Origin of the sequence: Actinomadura sp. CNU-125, assembly GCF_001942465.1 — a bacterium.
In the GTDB taxonomy this organism is placed as follows: Bacteria; Actinomycetota; Actinomycetes; order Streptosporangiales; family Streptosporangiaceae; genus Spirillospora.
The window spans coordinates 1-16,852 of record NZ_MKJY01000177.1 but is presented as its reverse complement, the minus strand read 5'-3'; the positions used below and the strand labels follow the sequence as shown (position 1 = coordinate 16,852).

Below are 16,852 nucleotides of genomic sequence, written 5' to 3'. Positions count from 1 at the left end.
TTCGGACGTCCGGGGACCGCGCGGGTCCCCGGACCGTCCCTGGTCGCTGGTGCGCGCTCGTCCTACTTGTCGGCCTTCTTCTTGCCGAAGCGCTGCTCGAAGCGCGCCACCCGGCCGCCGGTGTCGAGGATCTTCTGCTTGCCCGTGTAGAACGGGTGGCAGTTCGAGCACACGTCCGCGTGGATGACCCCGTTCGGGGCGGTGCTGCGCGTCTCGAAGGTGTTGCCGCACGTGCACGTCACGGTCGTGACGACGTACTCGGGGTGAATGTCGGCCTGCATGAGTTTCTCCTCGCTTGAGGCGGTCGCCGGACGCCCCCGCCTTCGACTTCGCACGGCCGCGTTCGGAGCGACGGGCCGTGGAGATGTGGGAGGCGCGAACCGGTACCGCAGCGGTTGCACTCCAAGTGTGCCAGATACCCGAACGTGCCGAGGTCACCGGGCATTCCCGATCTCGCCGCGCCCCGGCCGGCCGGCGCACCCCTCGCGACCGCCTCAGCCGCCGGCGCGTCCCAGGTAGGTGAGGACGGCCATGACGCGCCGATGCTCGCCCTGCGCGGGCTGCAGGCGCAGCTTCGCGAAGATGTTGGAGATGTGCTTCTCCACGGCCCCCTCGGTGACGACCAGGTCCGCCGCGATCGCGCCGTTCGCGCGGCCCTGCGCCATCAGCCCGAGCACCTCGCGTTCGCGCGGGGTGAGCCCCTCCATGGGGTCCCCGTCGCGGCGGCGGCCCAGCAGCTGCCCGATCACCTCCGGGTCGATGACCGTGCCGCCCGCCGCGATCCGGCGCACCGCGTCGATGAACTCGGCGACGTCCGCGACCCGCTCCTTCAGCAGGTAGCCGACGCCTTCCGCGCCGCCGCCGATCAGGTCGGTGGCGTACCGCTCCTCCACGTACTGCGACAGCACCAGGATCGGCGTCCCCGGCCACCGCTCGCGGACGGCCAGGGCGGCGCGCAGCCCCTCGTCGGTGAACGACGGCGGCATCCGCACGTCCACGATCGCCAGCTCGGGGCCGTGCTCCTCGACGATGCCGATCAGCCCGGGACCGTCCCCGACCGTCGCGACGGTCTCGATCCCGGCGTCGGCCAGCAGCCGGACGAGTCCCTCCCGCAGCAGCACCGAATCCTCGGCGATCACAACCCGCATCCCCCCATTATCGGGCCCGTCCCGGCTGCGGACGACGCGTGCCCGCGAAGGCGCTACCAGGTGCAGGGAAGGTCGGCCCGGATGATCGTCGGGCCGCCGGGCGGGCTGTCGACGATCAGCATTCCGTCGATCGTGGCGGCGCGGTCGGCGAGGCCGGCCAGGCCGCCGTCCGGGGACGCGACGGCGCCCCCGACGCCGTTGTCGATGATCTCGACGACGACCCAGGCGTCCTCGCGCTCCACCCGGACGCTCGCGCGCGTGGCGCGGGCGTACTTCGCGATGTTCGCGAGCGACTCGGCGACGATGAAGTACGCGATGCTCTCCACGGCGGCCGGGGGACGCTCGGGCAGGTCGACGTTCACCTCGACCGGGACGGGCGCGCGTGCGGCGAGCCCGGACAGTGCGGGGTCGAGGCCGCGGTCGGTGAGGATCGCCGGGTAGATGCCGCGGGCCAGGTCGCGCAGCTCGGCGATGGCCTCCTTCGTGCCCGTGTGCGCCTGCTCGATCAGCGCCCGCGCGCCCTCCGGGTCGTCTTCGAGCTTGGCGCGGGCCCGTCCGATGTCCATCGCGACGGCGAGCAGCCGCTGCTGGGCGCCGTCGTGCAGGTCGCGTTCGATGCGGCGGCGCTCCGACTCGGCGGCGTCCACGCCGCGGGCGCGGCTGGCCTGGAGGCGGTCCGCGCGGGCCTGCTGCCGCCGCGCCTCCGTCTGGGAGGCGTTCGGGCCCAGCAGGAACACCGCGTACAGGGCGTGGCCGATCGCCAGCACGCGCGTCACGTACATCGCGAGGACGAGGACGGCGCAGCCGGCCAGCACGGCGAACACCGCGTCGAGGATGTTCTGCGGGTGGTAGGTGAACCAGTCGCCGAGCTGGATGCGCATGTCCTCGCCGAGCGCGACGACCACGGGCGCGACGAGGAGGACCGCGGCCGTCGACCAGAGGGTCGCCGAGACGGTGAACTCGATGATCGTGACGGGGAACAGGAGCGCGAAGTACCCGAAGTCCTTCCAGGTGGCGGGGTCGACCGCCATGCCCTTCAGCTTCTTGAGCAGGTGGCCTTCCGGCAGCGGCCGGTAGGGGCTCGGGATCGTGACGCCGAAGGCGCCCCTCATCAGCTGCCGTTCGAACATCGCGCCGGCCCGCCACAGCAGGAGGAGCAGGGCCGCGAGCGGCACCCCGACCCAGATGACGACGAGGCCCGTCGACAGCGCGACCCCGGTGACCAGGATCGTGAACCAGGCGGTGCCCGCCATCAGGGCGACGAGCTGGTAGGCGGCCGAACGCCAGGTGAGCGACGAACGCACCATGTCCAGCGGCCGCCAGGACGCCCGCACCACGGACCGTCTCGAATCGCCGCCCCGCACGGCGCCTTCCGGCGCCGTCGTCAACCCGCCCATGTCAGCCCTCCACGGCTCTTCATGCTTACGCTTCAAGAGTGGTCGACCGGGGGGCGGGTCGCCATGACGTCTACCTGTAATCCCGAGGTAGGGCTAACCCCACCATGGCGGGGCGTCGGCGCTGCGCGGCGCCGGGTCGCGCCGGGTCGCGCCGCGGGCGTCCGGACGCACGTCGCCCCCGGCCGGACGAACCGGGCCAGGGGCGACGGGGACGTTCGTGCGCGAGCGTGCACGTTCGCGTGCGCGCTCGCGCGTGACCTCAGCGGTCGTCGGCGACCGTCGTCTTCTGCACCTGCATCAGGAACTCGGCGTTCGACTTCGTCTCCTTCATCTTCTCGATGAGGAGTTCCAGCGCCTGCTGGGTGTCGAGGGCGTGCAGCACCCGGCGGAGCTGCCAGACGACCCGCAGCTCCTCGGGAGCCATGAGGATCTCTTCCTTGCGGGTGCTGGACTGGTCGACGTCCACCGCCGGGAAGATCCGCTTGTCGGCGAGCCCCCGGTTGAGCTTGAGCTCCATGTTGCCGGTGCCCTTGAACTCCTCGAAGATGACCTCGTCCATCCGCGACCCGGTCTCGACCAGGGCGGTGGCGAGGATCGTCAGCGAGCCGCCGTTCTCGATGTTGCGCGCGGCGCCGAAGAAGCGCTTCGGCGGGTACAGCGCGGTCGAGTCGACACCACCGGACAGGATCCGCCCGGACGCCGGGGCCGCCAGGTTGTAGGCGCGGCCCAGCCGGGTGATCGAGTCGAGCAGCACGACGACGTCGTGGCCCAGCTCGACGAGGCGCTTGGCGCGCTCGATGGCCAGCTCGGCGACCGTGGTGTGGTCCTCGGCGGGACGGTCGAAGGTCGAGTGGATGACCTCGCCCTTCACCGTCCGCTGCATGTCGGTGACCTCTTCCGGACGCTCGTCCACCAGGACGACCATCAGGTGGCACTCCGGGTTGTTCTTGGTGATCGCGTTGGCGATCGCCTGGAGCACCATCGTCTTGCCGGCCTTGGGCGGCGACACGATCAGGCCGCGCTGCCCCTTGCCGATCGGCGACACGAGGTCGATGATCCGGGTCGTCAGGATGCCGGGGTCGGACTCCAGGCGCAGCCGCTCCTGCGGGTACAGGGGCGTCAGCTTGCTGAAGTCGACGCGGCCCTTGGACTGCTCCGGCTCCATCCCGTTGACGGTGTCGAGCCGGACGAGCGCGTTGAACTTCTCGCGCCGCTCGCCCTCGCGGGCCTGCCGGACCGCGCCGGTGATGACGTCGCCCTTGCGCAGCCCGTTCTTGCGGACCTGCGACAGCGAGACGTACACGTCGTTCGGGCCGGGCAGGTAGCCGGTCGTACGGACGAACGCGTAGTTGTCGAGGATGTCGAGGATGCCCGCGACCGGGATGAGGACGTCGTCCTCGGTGAGCACCGGCTCCTCGTAGCGCTCGCGGCCGCGGCCGCGGTTGCGCTCGCGGAACCGGCGGCCGCGCCGACCCCGGCCGCCGCTCTCGTCGTCGTCGTGCCGGCCGCCGCCGCCCTGGCCGTCCCGGCCGCCGTCGCGGTTGTCACCGCGGTTGTCACGGTCACCGCGGTTGTCGCGGTCGCCGCGGTCGTTGCGGTCGCGGCCGCCGTCCCGCTGACGGCCCTGGCCGTCGCGGTCACGGCCGCGCTGCCGCTGCCGGCCGCGCCCTCGCGGTTGTCGCCGCGCTCGCGTCCGCCCTGGCCGCCGTCGCGGTTGTCGCCGCGCTCGCCCCGATCGCCGCGGTCACGGCCGCCCTGGGATTCGGCGTCGTCACCGTCGCGGTTCTGCCGGTCGGCCCGGCCGTCGGACGCGGCGCGCGCGTTCCGCGTCCGCCGCGCTCCCCCTTGTCGGCGCGCTCGGGCTTCTCGGCACGCTCGGACTTCTCGGCGGACTTGTCCGGCTTGTCGGCAGGCTTCTCCGCCTTCTCGACCTTGTCGGCCTGCTCCGCCTTGTCGGTCTTCTCGACCTTCTCGGCGGTCTGCTGCGGCTTGTCGGCCTGCTCGGCGGGCGCCTGCCCGGTCGCGGGGGCGGCCTCGGCGGGCGCCGTCGCGTCGTCGGACGCGTCGCGCTTGGCGGCGCGGGTGCGCCGGGGGCGCTCGGTCTTGGCCGGGGCGGCGGCTCCCTGCTCGCCGCCCGCGGAGCCCTGCCCCTGGTCGCCGCCGCCCTGCTTCTCCTGAATGGCGGCGATGAGCTGGCTCTTGCGCATCCCGGTCGTGCCGGTGATGCCGAGCTCGGACGCGATCTGCTTCAGCTCGGGCAGCACCTTGGCCGACAGGCCGGTGCCCTGCCGGCGGCGCCGGGGGGTGGCGGCGGGCTCCGCACCGGCCGGAACGGCGTCGGCCGCGGGCGCGCCGGAGGCGTCCGTCAGGAGTTCGCTGGATTCGCTCACTAAGGGTCCTTCCCAGGGAGCGGGTGTCGGCCGGCGTTCGGCCAGTCAACCCGGTAGTGCGGCCCGGCGGGGGCGCCGAGTCGGGCTCCGCCGCACGCGATGGGGTCGCGAGCGGCGATGTCTGGGCACAGCCAGATGGTGGTCGGGACGGTTCGCTCGTGCGTGTCCCGGGTCCCGCTACGTCCGAAGTTTCGCTGGAATGCCTGACATCGGGATGTCACGGTCTCGGGAAGCCTAGTACGCGGGACCGACACGGCCGAAGGGCCGATCTGGCGACGCGCGGCTGACGAGCACGCTGCCCCGAACGGGGCATCTGGTGCGGCATTAAGCCTAACATCACCGGGGCGCACTGCTATTCCCCAGAGGCCGATGTCTTCGCATTTTACCTCGGTGGATCTCGCCGGATCCCGGACCGGCATGCAGCGGTGCGCGAGCGCGCTCCGGTGGTGCCGGGGGTCAGGGCCGGACGGGCGGTTCACCGGCCACGACGTGCGCGCCGCGGTCCGCGACCTGCAACGGGTGTTCGTGCCACCCATTACCCAGTTGAAGCTCCATCGAATCAACTTGTGATGCAGTTGTGAAGGACAGGACAGTAGGACCGGCCCCAGAAATCACGGCGGGCACACCGGCATCGCGCAAGCGCGCCACGAGCGCCGCCGAATCCGGCATCGCGGGTGCCCGGTAATCCTGGTGCAGCCGATCCTGCGTCGCGTCCAGCAGGACGCCGTCGAGTCCCGCGGTGAGCGCGGCGACGAGCAGCGCGGCCCGTCCGGCGTTCGCCGCGGCGTCGGCGTGCGGGACGGTCTCGGGCAGCAGCCCGCGCGCGCGCTCGGTGGCCAGGCGTTGCTCGGGGACGAACGCCACGACCTGGTCGATCCGGGGGTCGAGCCGCACGAGGCGCGGACCGTCCGGTGTCGTCCACGCGACGGTCAGTCCCCCGGCGAGACACGGTGCGACGTTGTCGGGATGCCCCTCGATCTCGGTCGCGAGCCGCAGCACCTCGTCGTCGTCCAGTACGGAACCGTCCGGGTGCAGCGCGCGCGCGGCGATGAGCCCGGCGATGATGGCGGCCGACGACGACCCCAAGCCCCGGCTGTGCGGGATCCGGTTGCGGCACCGCAGCCGGACGCCCTTCGGCTGGCCGGGTCCGGACGCGCCGAGTTCGGCGATCCGGTCGAACGCGGCCCGCAGCGTCGTCACGATCAGGTGCCGCTCGCCCCGGTCCGCGACCTCGGCGCCCTCGCCGTCCACCTCGATGACCGTCGCGTCGTCGATCACCGCGACCTCGACGTCGTCGTGCAGCGTCAGCGCCAGACCCAGCGAGTCGAAGCCCGGCCCCAGGTTCGCGCTGGTCGCGGGCGTCCGCACCGACACCGGCCCCTGCGGTCGGCCCATTTAGGTCAGGCCAAGCGCGGAGGCGGCGGCGTGCGCGTCGACCTTGACGGTCGTCGGGGCGGGCGCCCCGGAGATCGCCCAGTCGGGGTCCTTGAGGCCGTTTCCGGTCACCGTGCAGACGACCTTCGAGCCGCGCTCGACACCGCCCTGCTCGGTCGCCTGCAGCAGTCCCGCGACGCTCGCCGCCGACGCCGGCTCGACGAACACGCCCTCCTCGCGGGCCAGCAGCCGGTACGCGGCGAGGATCTGCCGGTCGGTGACCGAGTCGATCGCACCGCCCGACTCGTCCCGCGCGTTGATCGCCAGCTGCCACGACGCCGGGTTGCCGATCCGGATCGCCGTCGCGATCGTCTGCGGCTTCAGCACCGGCTCGCCCTTGACGAACGGCGCGGCGCCGCTCGCCTGGAAGCCCAGCATCCGCGGCCGCCGCGACGACCCGCCGTCCTCCGCGTACTCCTTGTAGCCCATCCAGTAGGCGGAGATGTTGCCGGCGTTCCCGACCGGCAGGCAGTGGACGTCCGGTGCGTCGCCGAGCGCGTCGACGATCTCGAACGCGGCCGTCTTCTGCCCCTGCAGCCGGTACTTGTTCACCGAGTTGACGAGCGCGACCGGGTAGTCCACCGCGAGCTTCTGCGCGAGTTCCAGGCAGTCGTCGAAGTTGCCGTCGACCTGCAGCAGCCGCGCGCCGTGCACCAGCGCCTGCGCCAGCTTGCCCATCGCGATCTTGCCCTGCGGCACCAGCACCGCGCACGTCATCCCGGCCCGCACCGCGTACGCCGCCGCCGACGCCGAGGTGTTGCCGGTGGACGCGCAGATCACCGCCTTCGCGCCCTCCTCGGCCGCCTTGCTGATCGCGACCGTCATGCCGCGGTCCTTGAACGAGCCGGTCGGGTTCGCGCCCTCGACCTTCAGGTACACCTCGCAGCCGGTCAGCTGGGACAGCCGGTGGGCCGGGACGAGCGGCGTGCCGCCCTCCAGCAGCGTGACGACGGGCGTCTTCTCCGTCACCGGGAGCCGGTCGCGGTACTCCTCGATGAGACCGCGCCACGCGCGGGCGTTCGGGTTCACGTCGTTCTCCTTGCCGACCTGCGGCCCCGGGCCGGGCAGCCGCACCGACCTGCGATGTCGTCCGAATTCTAGTGCGTCCGCGGCGCGCCGATCGCGCGCCGCGTCACTCCTCGCCCTCGACGCGCATGACGCTCGCCACCTCGCGCACGATCGACAGGCCCCGCAGGCCCTCGACCGTCGCCGACAGCGCGGCGTCCCGCGCCCGGTGCGTCACCACGACGAGCTGCGCCTCCTCGCCCATCCCGACCTGCCGGACGGTCTGGATCGACACGTCGTGCCGGGCGAACTCCTCCGCGACGGTCGCGAGCACGCCCGCCTCGTCCGCCACGTCCAGCTGGATGTAGTAGCGCGTGACGGTCTCGCCCATCGGCAGCACCGGCAGCTTCGCGTACGTCACCTCGACCGGCCCCGGCGTCCCCCCGGCGACGTTGCGCGCCACCGCGACCAGGTCGCCGAGGATCGCCGACGCCGTCGGGGCGCCGCCCGCGCCCGCGCCGTAGAACATCAGCGATCCGGCCGACTCCGCCTCGACGAACACCGCGTTGTAGGCGTCCCGGACGCTCGCGAGCGGGTGCGACCGCGGAATCATCGCCGGGTAGACGCGCACCGACACCCCGCGCCCGTTGCGTCCGTCCTCGGACGGGACCCGCTCGCAGATGGCCAGCAGCTTGACGACGCAGTCCATCCCCTTGGCGCCCGCGACGTCCCCCGGGCTGACCTCCGTGATCCCTTCACGATGCACGTCGGCCGCGGTAACGGGCGTATGGAAAGCGAGCTGCGCCAAGATGGCGGCCTTTGCCGCGGCGTCGAACCCCTCTACGTCGGCCGTAGGATCCGCTTCCGCGAACCCAAGTGCCTGGGCCCCTTCCAGAGCGTCGTTGAACCCGGCGCCATGCGTGTCCATCTGGTCGAGGACATAGTTCGTGGTGCCGTTCACGATTCCCAGCACCCGATGCACGTGGTCGCCGACCAGCGAGTCCCTGAGCGGACGCAGCAGCGGGATCGCGCCCGCGACGGACGCCTCGTAGTACAGGTCCGCCCCGTACTCCCGCGCCGCCGCGAACAGCGTCGCACCGTCCTCGGCCAGCAGCGCCTTGTTCGCCGTGATGACCGACTTGCCGGACTTCATCGCTTCGAGCAGCAGCGTCCGGGCCGGCTCGATCCCGCCGATCACCTCGATGACGATGTCGACGTCGTCCCGCGTGACCAGCGCTTGCGCGTCCGTCGTGACCAGCTCCGCCGGCACCCCCGCACGGACCCGGTCGGGCCGCCGCACGGCGATCCCGGCCAGCTCCAGCGGCGCGCCCACCCGCGCGGCCAAGTCGTCCGCCTGCTCGTGCAGCAGCCGCACGACCTCCGTGCCGACGACGCCACAGCCCAGCAGCGCCACCCGCAGTCGGCGTTTCACGCTTCGACCTCCGCATCCAGCCGCAGCAGGTCCTCGGCGCCCTCCCGCCGGACGATCACGCGCGACCTGCCGTCCTTCACCGCCACCACGGCGGGCTTCGGGACGTGGTTGTAGTTACTGGCCATCGAACGACAGTACGCACCCGTCGCGGCGACCGCGACCAGGTCACCCGCCGAAATATCTTCGGGGAACCACAGGTCGCGCACCACAATGTCGCCGCTCTCGCAGTGCTTGCCGACAAGCCTACTGAGCATCGGGCGCTCATCGGACGACCGGCTCGCCAGCACGCCGGTGTACTCGGCCCCGTAGAGGGCGGTCCGCAGGTTGTCGCTCATCCCCCCGTCGACCGACACGTACGTCCGCAGCCCCTCGACGTCCTTCACCGTGCCCACCTCGTACAGCGTGACGCCGCCCGGACCGGCGATCGCGCGCCCCGGCTCGACCGTCAGCCGCGGCATCGACAGCTCGTACGCCCGGCACTCCCGCGCGACGATCTCGCGCAGCCCGTCCGCGATCGACTTCGGATCGTGCGGCTCCTCCCCCGGCACGTACGCGATCCCGTAGCCGCCGCCGAGATCGAGTTCCGGCAGCTCGACACCGTGCTCGTCCCGGATCGCCACGAGCAGCTCCGCCAGCCGGTGCGCCGCCACCTCGAAGCCGTCCACCTCGAAGATCTGCGAACCGATATGACTGTGCAACCCCACGAGCTCCAGCTGTTCGAGTGCCAGCACCCGCCGAACCGCCTCGAGGGCGGCCCCCGAACTCCGCGAGAACCCGAACTTCTGGTCGTCATGCGCGGTCGCGATGAACTCGTGTGTGTGGGCCTCCACCCCGGTGGTCACCCGCACCATCACCTTGGGCCGAACCCCACGTTCCTTGGCCAGATAGCCCAGCCGTGCGATCTCCTCGAACGAGTCGAGCACGATCCGTCCGACACCCGCGTCGAGTGCCTTCTCCAGTTCCCACGTGGCCTTGTTGCTGCCGTGCAAGGTAATGCGCTCGGTCGGAAACCCCACCGCCAACGCGACAGCGAGCTCCCCGCCACTGCACACGTCCAGGCCGAGGCCCTCCTCGTTCAACCACTTGACCATCGCCCCGCACAGGAACGCCTTGCCTGCATAGTGGACGTCACCGTCGTGGAAAGCCGCCGCGTACTCACGCATCCGGCTCCGCACGTCGTCCTCGTCATAGACGAACAACGGCGTCCCGTACTCCCGGGCCAGATCCCGCACATCGACGCCGCCCACGTACATGACACCGTCCTCACGGACGGTGTTCCGGGGCCACACCCGCACGTCGATCGCGTTCAGATCGTCCGCCGGCCCCGCCGGGTGGTCTTCGGGCAGGACATCAGCGTGCCGGCCACCGGCAGGATGTACACGACTCATATTCGCTCTCTTGGGGTCTCACCGATCATGTTCAGGCCGTTGCCAAGAACAACGCGCACCGCCTCGGCCAAGGCGACTCGCCCTCCCAGGCGTTCGTGCACGTCGTGGTACGCCCCGGCCACCTTCTCCAGACACAACACCAGCGGCCTGGCGTCCCGTTCCCGCTCCGCCTGCGCCGCGCGACCTGGGAAGTCTCCCAGCAAGGAAACCAGCGCCAACTCATCGGGCTCCGCGAACTCCAGCGGACCCGCCCCGCTCCCCCACCGAATCGTCCAGCAGGCCCGCGCGTACGCGTACCGCACCACGAACCCGGGGTTCTCGAACGTCCGAGGCCACTCGTCCCAACGGAACGCCGGCACCCGCGCGACCCCGTAACCGGGATCACTCCGGACAGACTCCACCAGCTCGCCCACATCAACCACGACACGCACGAACCCGCGCGAAACAACACCACCGACCCGTCGCGCGACGATCTCCGGGTCCACGCCCAGCCGCAGCGCCACGGGACTCTCGAACACCCCGGGCCCCCGCGCGAAAACCGGCACGTCCTCGGGCACTTCCCCCGCCCCGGCAGCGCGCACCGCCGCCGCCAACGCGGCGCTCACATCCGCAGGAGTCACCCTGGTGAGACTATCTGACCACTATCTGGACGCCGCCGCGAGTTTCCGCACCGTCTGGATCAGCTGATTCGGGTCGAACGGCTTCGTCACGTACGCGTCGACGCCGATCTCGTTCCCCCGCCGAACATCGTGCTCCTGCGCCCGCGCGGTGATCATCGCGACCCGGATGTGCTCCGTCGCCGGATCCTCGCGCAGCCGGATCGCCGTCACCCACCCGTCCAGCCGCGGCATCATGACGTCCAGCGTGATGACGTCCGGCCGGACCTCGCCCACCTTGTCGAGGCAGTCCCGCCCGTCGACGGCCGTCGACACCTCGAACCCCTCCAACTGCAGGTTCACGGCGATGAGCTGGCGAATCACCTCGTCATCATCGACGACCAGCACGCGTCCCAGTGGCTCGGTCACGGCCACGAAGTTAGCCCACTCCACCCCTCGCCGCACGGCGAACATTCCAGGTGCGCGTCACCCCGCCAACCCTGGTAACCTTCTACCGCGCCCAACACAGGGCGCACGCCCCCTTAGCTCAGGGGATAGAGCAACGGCCTCCGGAGCCGTGTGCGCAGGTTCGAATCCTGCAGGGGGCACCCACAGACGGGAACGGGCGGCGTCACCACCGCGCATGCGGCCGGAGGTTAGGCCGCCGCCAGGCGGGTGAGGCCGGTGATCAGCCATCGCTCGTACCGCTCGGGGGTCCAGCCGTGCATGCGGGCGCCGAGCAGGTAGGTCTCGTTGTGTACGAGGATCGCCGAGGTCTCCGCCAGCCAGTCGATGTCGTGGCCGTCCGGGAGCAGCCCGTCGCCGGCCGCCCTGGTCCAGAAGTACCGTAGGTTGTCGCGCGTCGCCTCGCGGCCCGCCTGCGCCGCCTCGGCCAGCCGCGGCTCGGCCGACGCGGCCTCCAAGGTCACCGCGAACAGGCCGCCCGCCCGGACCATCATCTCCCGCCCGCCGCGGGCCATCGCGGCGATCCGTTCGTCCAGCGTGGGGGCGCCGACTGCCAGGACGAACCAGGGCCGGCCATTGACGGCCACCGGGGCGGTGTCGCCGACCATCGCGACATCGACCACCCGCTTGAGCAGGGCGGCCTTCGTCCCGAACCGCACGTAGACGGTGCGCGCACCGACGTGCGCCGCCGCGGCGACGGCGGTGAGCGTCGTGCCCGCGTACCCGCGATCGAGGAACAGCCGGGTCGCGGCGCGCAAGATCTTCTCCTCGGTGTCGGCGACCCGTGCCGCGCGCAGATCGGCGTTGACGTCCTCCACCATGCGTTGCAGTATAACTGCATCGATGCAGTGTCACTGCATACATTGGAAAGCGGGGATCATGGCGGATGCGCCGACCCTGGCCGGGGTCCACCATCTGAAGCTGCCGGTGCGAGACATCGAGCGGGCACGTGGCTGGTACGAGAGCCGCCCCGGCTACGAACTCCTGATCGAATTCGTCGAGGAGGGCAGGCTGATGGGCGTCGCGATGCTGCATCCGCGCGGCGGCCCCGGCCTCGCCCTCCGGCTGGACCCCGAACGCGCCGAAGCGGCGGCCGGGTTCGACTACTTCGCGATCGGCGTCCCGGGCAGGGCCGCACTGGACGACCTCGCCGACCGGCTCGCCGGGATGGGCGAGTCCCACGCGGGGGTGCACTCCGCGACCATCGGCTGGATCCTTCCGGGCCTGCACGACCCGGACGGCCACGAGGTCCGCTTCTACACGGTCGAGCAGCACACGGACCAGTCCGGCCCGACGGCCGTGCACGACCCGCGCGAGCGGGAGCTCTGGCAGCGTCCCGGCTGACCGCCGGCGAGCCCGCTCGATCGGGCCGACGCCCGCCGCGGTGGAGCGGAACCGGGATCCGCCCCTGCCCTCATTCGAGGGCAGGGGCGAGTACGCCCGCCCGTCGCAGGTGGTCGATCACCTGGTCGGCGAGCGCCTCGGGCGTTTGCGTGCCGCCGGCGTCCAGATGCAGGTCCGGCGATGACGGGGGTTCGTACGGGGAGTCGATCCCCGTGAAGTTGGCCAGTTCGCCGCGCCGGGCCTTGGCGTAGAGGCCCTTGCGGTCGCGCGCCTCGGCCACCTCCAACGGGACGTCGACGTGGACCTCGAAGAACTCGTCGGCGCCGATGCGTTCGCGCGCACGCCGACGCTCGGCGCGGAAGGGGGAGATGAACGACACCAGCACGATCAGTCCAGCGTCGGCGAGCAGGCGCGAGACCTCCACGACGCGGCGGATGTTCTCCACCCTGTCGGCGGCGGTGAACCCGAGATCGGCGTTCAGGCCGTGGCGGACGTTGTCGCCGTCCAGCAGGTAGGTGTGGAGCCCCTGTTCGTGCAGCCGCTTCTCGACGAGATCGGCGATCGTGGACTTGCCGGCGCCCGACAGTCCGGTGAACCAGACCACCGCGGGCCGCTGCCCCTTGGCACGGGCCCGGGCGGGCTTGTCCACCTCGACGGACTGCCAGTGGACGTTGTGCGCGCGGCGCAACGCGAAGCGCAGCATGCCGGCGGCCACCGTGTCCTGGGTGAAGCGGTCGATGAGGACGAACCCACCCAGATCGCGGTTGTCGCCGTAGGGCGCGAAGGGGATCTGCCGGTCCAGGTGCAAATTGGCGACGCCGATGTCGTTCAGGCCGAGCGTGCGTGCGGCGACGTGTTCGAGCGTGTTGACGTTGACGGCGTACTTGGGCTGCGCCACCTGGGCCACGGCGGTGGTGGCGGCCAGCTTCATGAGGTAGGCGCGCCCCGGCAGCATCGGTTCCTCGCTCATCCACACCAGCCGGCATTCGAACTGGTCGGCCAGGGCGGGGGCGTCGTCCGCGGCCGCGATGACGTCGCCACGGCTGACGTCGATCTCGTCCGCGAGCACCACCGTGACGGACTGGTCCGCCACCGCCGTGTCGAGATCGCCGTCGGCCGTGACGATCCGGGCGACGGTGCTCTCACGGCCCGACGGCAGCACCCGGACCCGGTCCCCCGGACGGACGGCGCCTCCGGCGATCTGGCCGGAGAAGCCGCGGAAATCGTGACTCGGGCGGTTGACCCATTGCACCGGAAGCAGGAACGGGCCGGCGTTCCGGTCGTCGGCGACCCGGACCGTCTCCAGGTGCCCGACCAGGGACGGTCCGGTGTACCAGGGGGTGTTGGGGCTGGGGTGCAGGATGTTGTCGCCGCGCAGGGCCGACATCGGAATGCAGGCCACGTCGGTGAGGCCGATGCCGTCCGCGAAGGCGCGGTACTCGCTCTCGATCTCCTCGAATCGCTGCCGCGAGTAGCTGGCGAGATCGAGTTTGTTGACCGCGAGCACGATGTCGCGGATGCCCAGCAGCGAGACCAGATAGCTGTGGCGGCGCGTCTGCTGAAGGATGCCCTTGCGGGCGTCCACCAGGATGACGGCCAGGTCGGCGGTCGATGCCCCGGTCACCATGTTCCGGGTGTACTGCTCGTGTCCCGGCGTGTCGGCGACGATGAACTTGCGCCGCTCGGTGGAGAAGAACCGGTAGGCGACGTCGATCGTGATGCCCTGTTCGCGTTCGGCGGCCAGACCGTCCACCAGGAGCGCGAAGTCCAGGTCGCCTCCCTGGGTGCCGGCGGTTCTCGAGTCGCGCTCCAGCTCGGCGAGGTGGTCGGAGAACACGAGTTTCGAGTCGTACAGCAGCCGCCCGATCAGCGTGGACTTGCCGTCGTCGACGCTGCCGCAGGTGATGAAGCGCAGCATCGACTTGCGCTCGTGCCGGCGGAGGTACTCCTCGATGTCGGTGGCGACGAGGTCGTCGGCGGTGTGCGCCATCAGAAGTATCCTTCCTGCTTCTTGCGTTCCATCGAGGCGCCCGCGTCGTGGTCGATCACCCGGCCCTGCCGTTCGGAACTGGTCGTCAGCAGCATTTCCTGCACGATCGCCGGAAGTGTCGTCGCGGTGCTCTCCACCGCGCCGCTGAGCGGGTAGCAGCCGAGGGTACGGAAACGCACCATCCGCGGTTCGGGCGTCTCGCCGGGCAGCAGCCGCATCCGGTCGTCGTCCACCATGATCAGTGTTCCGTCCCGCTCTACCACGGGACGCGGTGCGGCGAAGTACAGGTCCACGATGGGGATGCCTTCGAGGTGGATGTACTGCCAGACGTCCAGCTCGGTCCAGTTCGAGAGCGGAAAGACACGCACGCTCTCCTCTGGACGCTTGCGAGTGTTGTACAGCCGCCACAGTTCCGGCCGCTGCCGCTTCGGGTCCCAGCGGTGCCGGGAAGATCGGATGGAGAACACCCGCTCCTTCGCCCGGGATTTCTCCTCGTCCCGCCGGGCACCGCCGAACGCCAGGTCGAACCCGTGCCCGTCCAGAGCCTGCTTCAACCCCTCGGTCTTCCACATTTCCGTGTGCAGCGCGGACCCGTGGTCGAACGGATTGATGCCCCGTTCGATGCATTCCGGGTTCCGATGAACGACCAGGTCCAGATCGCCGTCGCGTGCGATCGCGTCCCGGAACTCGTACATGGCCCGGAACTTCCAAGTCGTGTCCACGTGCAGCAGGGGGAATGGCAGCCTCGATGGGTAGAAGGCTTTGCGGGCCAGGTGCAGCAGCACCGAACTGTCTTTCCCGAGGGAATACAGCATCACCGGACGCTCGCTCTCGGCGACCGCCTCCCGCATGATCTGGATGCTCTCCGCCTCCAGGCGTTGCAGATGGGTCAATCCGCGCGTGCCCGAAACGGCGTCATCTCGAACTGTGCCGGCCATCGACTCCCTACCTTCGTTGCGACGCCGAATTGAAGTGAACGTCTCGCTCATTGGCGGAGGTGGGAGGCGCCGCCGATGTACCAGGTCTGGCCGTTGATCCATTCGGCCTCGTCGGACAGGAGGAAGGACACGACGGAAGCCAGGTCGTCCGGGGCGCCGAGTCGCGTCGTCCTCGCGGCGGCGATGAAGGCCCGCTGGAGTTCCTGGTCGTTCTGGCGTTCTTGTGTTTCGCCCATGACGAGGCCCGGCATGACGCAGTTGCTGCGGATGCCCGCGTTTCCCCAGTTCACCGCGATGTGCCGGGTGAGCTGGTTCACGGCCGCCTTGGACGCGTTGTAGGCGACATGGGACGGGTCGTTCCCGAGTGATCCCCCGGAAGAGGTGTTGACGATGCTGCCGGCGCCCTTGTCGAGCAGGTGCGGCAGGACGGCGCGGACGGTGCGGACGTAGCCGAGGAGGTTGACGTCCAGGGTGCGGCGCCAGACTTCCGGGTCGGTGTCCAGCAGGTTGGTGTCGCGTCCGATGTTGTCCGGGGACAGGTCCGCGCCGACGTTGTGGAGTCCGTCCAGCGTGCCGAACTCGGCGATCGTCCGGGTGACCAGTTCCTGGACGGACTTGTCGTCCGAAAGGTCGAACCCGACGGCGATGGCGCGGCCGCCCGCGCCGGTGACGCGTTCGGCGGTGGCCTCGGCTCCCGCGGTGTTGATGTCGGCGACGGCGACGAGGGCGCCTTCCTCCCCCAGCCGCCGGGCGGTGCCCGCGCCGATACCGGTGGCGCCGCCCGCCACGATGAACGCTTTGCCGCGCAGTCCGCGCATGGTGTGCTCCGTTTCCCAGTGGCTAGTCTCGGATGATCTTGTCGAGGGGGTTGGAGCGTTCGAGCATCCCGAAGGTCTCCTCGCCGTCCCAGCGGTAGCGCACTCCGGCCTGGTGGAGCGCGGGGAAGTCGGGCGTCTCGCGTTTGAGCGCCCGGATCGAATAGGTGTCGTCGGCGTGGTGGACGTCGTGAGTGGAGAACACGGTCTCGCCCTCGATCGCGACGGTCCCGGTCTCGGTCTCCAGGACCAGCGAGACGTCCTCGCCATGGGCTCGGAGCCTGGTCAGCCAGGGCGCCTGGACGACGCGTGCGGGGATGAGACCGCCGTCGCCGCTGAACACGAACCCCTCGTTGAAGGTGGGCCGCCCGTCCGGGCGGGGCGGGTAGGCGATGTAGCCGAACGCGCGCCCGCCGGGGAAGACGGCCGACTGCCAGCAGTGGCCCCAGAAGTCGGCGAGCTTGCGGACGCCCTGGCGGCGGATGCGCAGGCCGCTGCCGGTGAAGCGGT

The 16,852-nt window shown here is 70.8% G+C and carries 15 protein-coding genes, 1 tRNA gene and 1 pseudogene; 2 read left to right on the top strand and 15 right to left on the bottom strand.

Annotation, left to right across the window (positions count from 1 at the left end; genetic code table 11):
• Positions 1-62 precede the first annotated feature (62 nt).
• The 10 genes and pseudogenes from rpmE to BJF79_RS20965 form a co-directional block, all read right to left on the bottom strand.
• Complete coding sequence (gene rpmE / locus BJF79_RS21010; RefSeq protein ID WP_075899794.1) at positions 63-281, bottom strand: 50S ribosomal protein L31; 219 nt, start codon at positions 279-281, stop codon at positions 63-65.
• Between the two features lie 213 nt (positions 282-494).
• Positions 495-1,148, bottom strand: coding sequence for a response regulator transcription factor (locus BJF79_RS21005; protein ID WP_075899792.1), 654 nt, complete (start codon positions 1,146-1,148; stop codon positions 495-497).
• A gap of 53 nt (positions 1,149-1,201) precedes the next feature.
• Complete coding sequence (locus BJF79_RS21000; RefSeq protein WP_262402344.1) at positions 1,202-2,545, bottom strand: sensor histidine kinase; 1,344 nt, start codon at positions 2,543-2,545, stop codon at positions 1,202-1,204.
• A gap of 259 nt (positions 2,546-2,804) precedes the next feature.
• A pseudogene (rho, locus tag BJF79_RS20995) lies at positions 2,805-4,935 on the bottom strand (transcription termination factor Rho).
• A gap of 456 nt (positions 4,936-5,391) precedes the next feature.
• On the bottom strand, positions 5,392-6,330 hold the full coding sequence (gene thrB, locus BJF79_RS20990) for a homoserine kinase (protein ID WP_075899790.1): 939 nt from the start codon (positions 6,328-6,330) through the stop codon (positions 5,392-5,394).
• The gene (gene thrC / locus BJF79_RS20985; RefSeq protein WP_075899868.1) at positions 6,331-7,398 is read right to left on the bottom strand and encodes a threonine synthase; all 1,068 of its coding nucleotides are present in this window, start codon (positions 7,396-7,398) and stop codon (positions 6,331-6,333) included.
• 103 nt (positions 7,399-7,501) lie between these two features.
• Positions 7,502-8,788 (bottom strand): homoserine dehydrogenase, encoded by a 1,287-nt coding sequence (locus BJF79_RS20980; RefSeq protein ID WP_187357033.1) that lies wholly within the window; start codon positions 8,786-8,788, stop codon positions 7,502-7,504.
• Positions 8,789-8,802: 14 nt separating this feature from the next.
• Positions 8,803-10,194 carry a diaminopimelate decarboxylase gene (lysA, locus tag BJF79_RS20975; RefSeq protein WP_075899786.1) on the bottom strand — a complete coding sequence of 464 codons (1,392 nt, stop codon included), beginning with the start codon at positions 10,192-10,194 and terminating at the stop codon, positions 8,803-8,805.
• Positions 10,191-10,799 (bottom strand): DALR anticodon-binding domain-containing protein, encoded by a 609-nt coding sequence (locus BJF79_RS20970; protein ID WP_075899784.1) that lies wholly within the window; start codon positions 10,797-10,799, stop codon positions 10,191-10,193. Before BJF79_RS20970 ends, lysA begins: the two co-directional genes overlap by 4 nt.
• A gap of 36 nt (positions 10,800-10,835) precedes the next feature.
• Positions 10,836-11,198 carry a response regulator transcription factor gene (locus tag BJF79_RS20965; protein ID WP_075899866.1) on the bottom strand — a complete coding sequence of 121 codons (363 nt, stop codon included), beginning with the start codon at positions 11,196-11,198 and terminating at the stop codon, positions 10,836-10,838.
• A 128-nt stretch (positions 11,199-11,326) separates the two neighbouring features.
• On the opposite strand from BJF79_RS20965, the gene BJF79_RS20960 reads away from it, so the two are divergent.
• Positions 11,327-11,398, top strand: a tRNA-Arg gene (locus BJF79_RS20960).
• A 48-nt stretch (positions 11,399-11,446) separates the two neighbouring features.
• Here BJF79_RS20960 and BJF79_RS20955 read toward each other — a convergent pair.
• On the bottom strand, positions 11,447-12,076 hold the full coding sequence (locus BJF79_RS20955; protein ID WP_075899782.1) for a TetR/AcrR family transcriptional regulator: 630 nt from the start codon (positions 12,074-12,076) through the stop codon (positions 11,447-11,449).
• Positions 12,077-12,134: 58 nt separating this feature from the next.
• Here BJF79_RS20955 and BJF79_RS20950 point away from each other — a divergent pair, with 58 nt between their 5' ends.
• On the top strand, positions 12,135-12,599 hold the full coding sequence (locus BJF79_RS20950; protein ID WP_075899780.1) for a VOC family protein: 465 nt from the start codon (positions 12,135-12,137) through the stop codon (positions 12,597-12,599).
• 70 nt (positions 12,600-12,669) lie between these two features.
• Here BJF79_RS20950 and cysN read toward each other — a convergent pair whose 3' ends face one another.
• The 4 genes from cysN to BJF79_RS20930 all read right to left on the bottom strand — a co-directional run.
• Positions 12,670-14,589 carry a sulfate adenylyltransferase subunit CysN gene (cysN, locus tag BJF79_RS20945; RefSeq protein WP_075899778.1) on the bottom strand — a complete coding sequence of 640 codons (1,920 nt, stop codon included), beginning with the start codon at positions 14,587-14,589 and terminating at the stop codon, positions 12,670-12,672.
• Complete coding sequence (cysD, locus tag BJF79_RS20940; RefSeq protein ID WP_075899776.1) at positions 14,589-15,527, bottom strand: sulfate adenylyltransferase subunit CysD; 939 nt, start codon at positions 15,525-15,527, stop codon at positions 14,589-14,591. Before cysD ends, cysN begins: the two co-directional genes overlap by 1 nt.
• A 47-nt stretch (positions 15,528-15,574) precedes the next feature.
• Complete coding sequence (locus tag BJF79_RS20935; RefSeq protein WP_075899774.1) at positions 15,575-16,345, bottom strand: SDR family NAD(P)-dependent oxidoreductase; 771 nt, start codon at positions 16,343-16,345, stop codon at positions 15,575-15,577.
• Positions 16,346-16,367: 22 nt separating this feature from the next.
• A partial coding sequence (locus BJF79_RS20930; protein ID WP_262402343.1) for a hypothetical protein occupies positions 16,368-16,852 on the bottom strand: 485 nt, incomplete at its 5' end.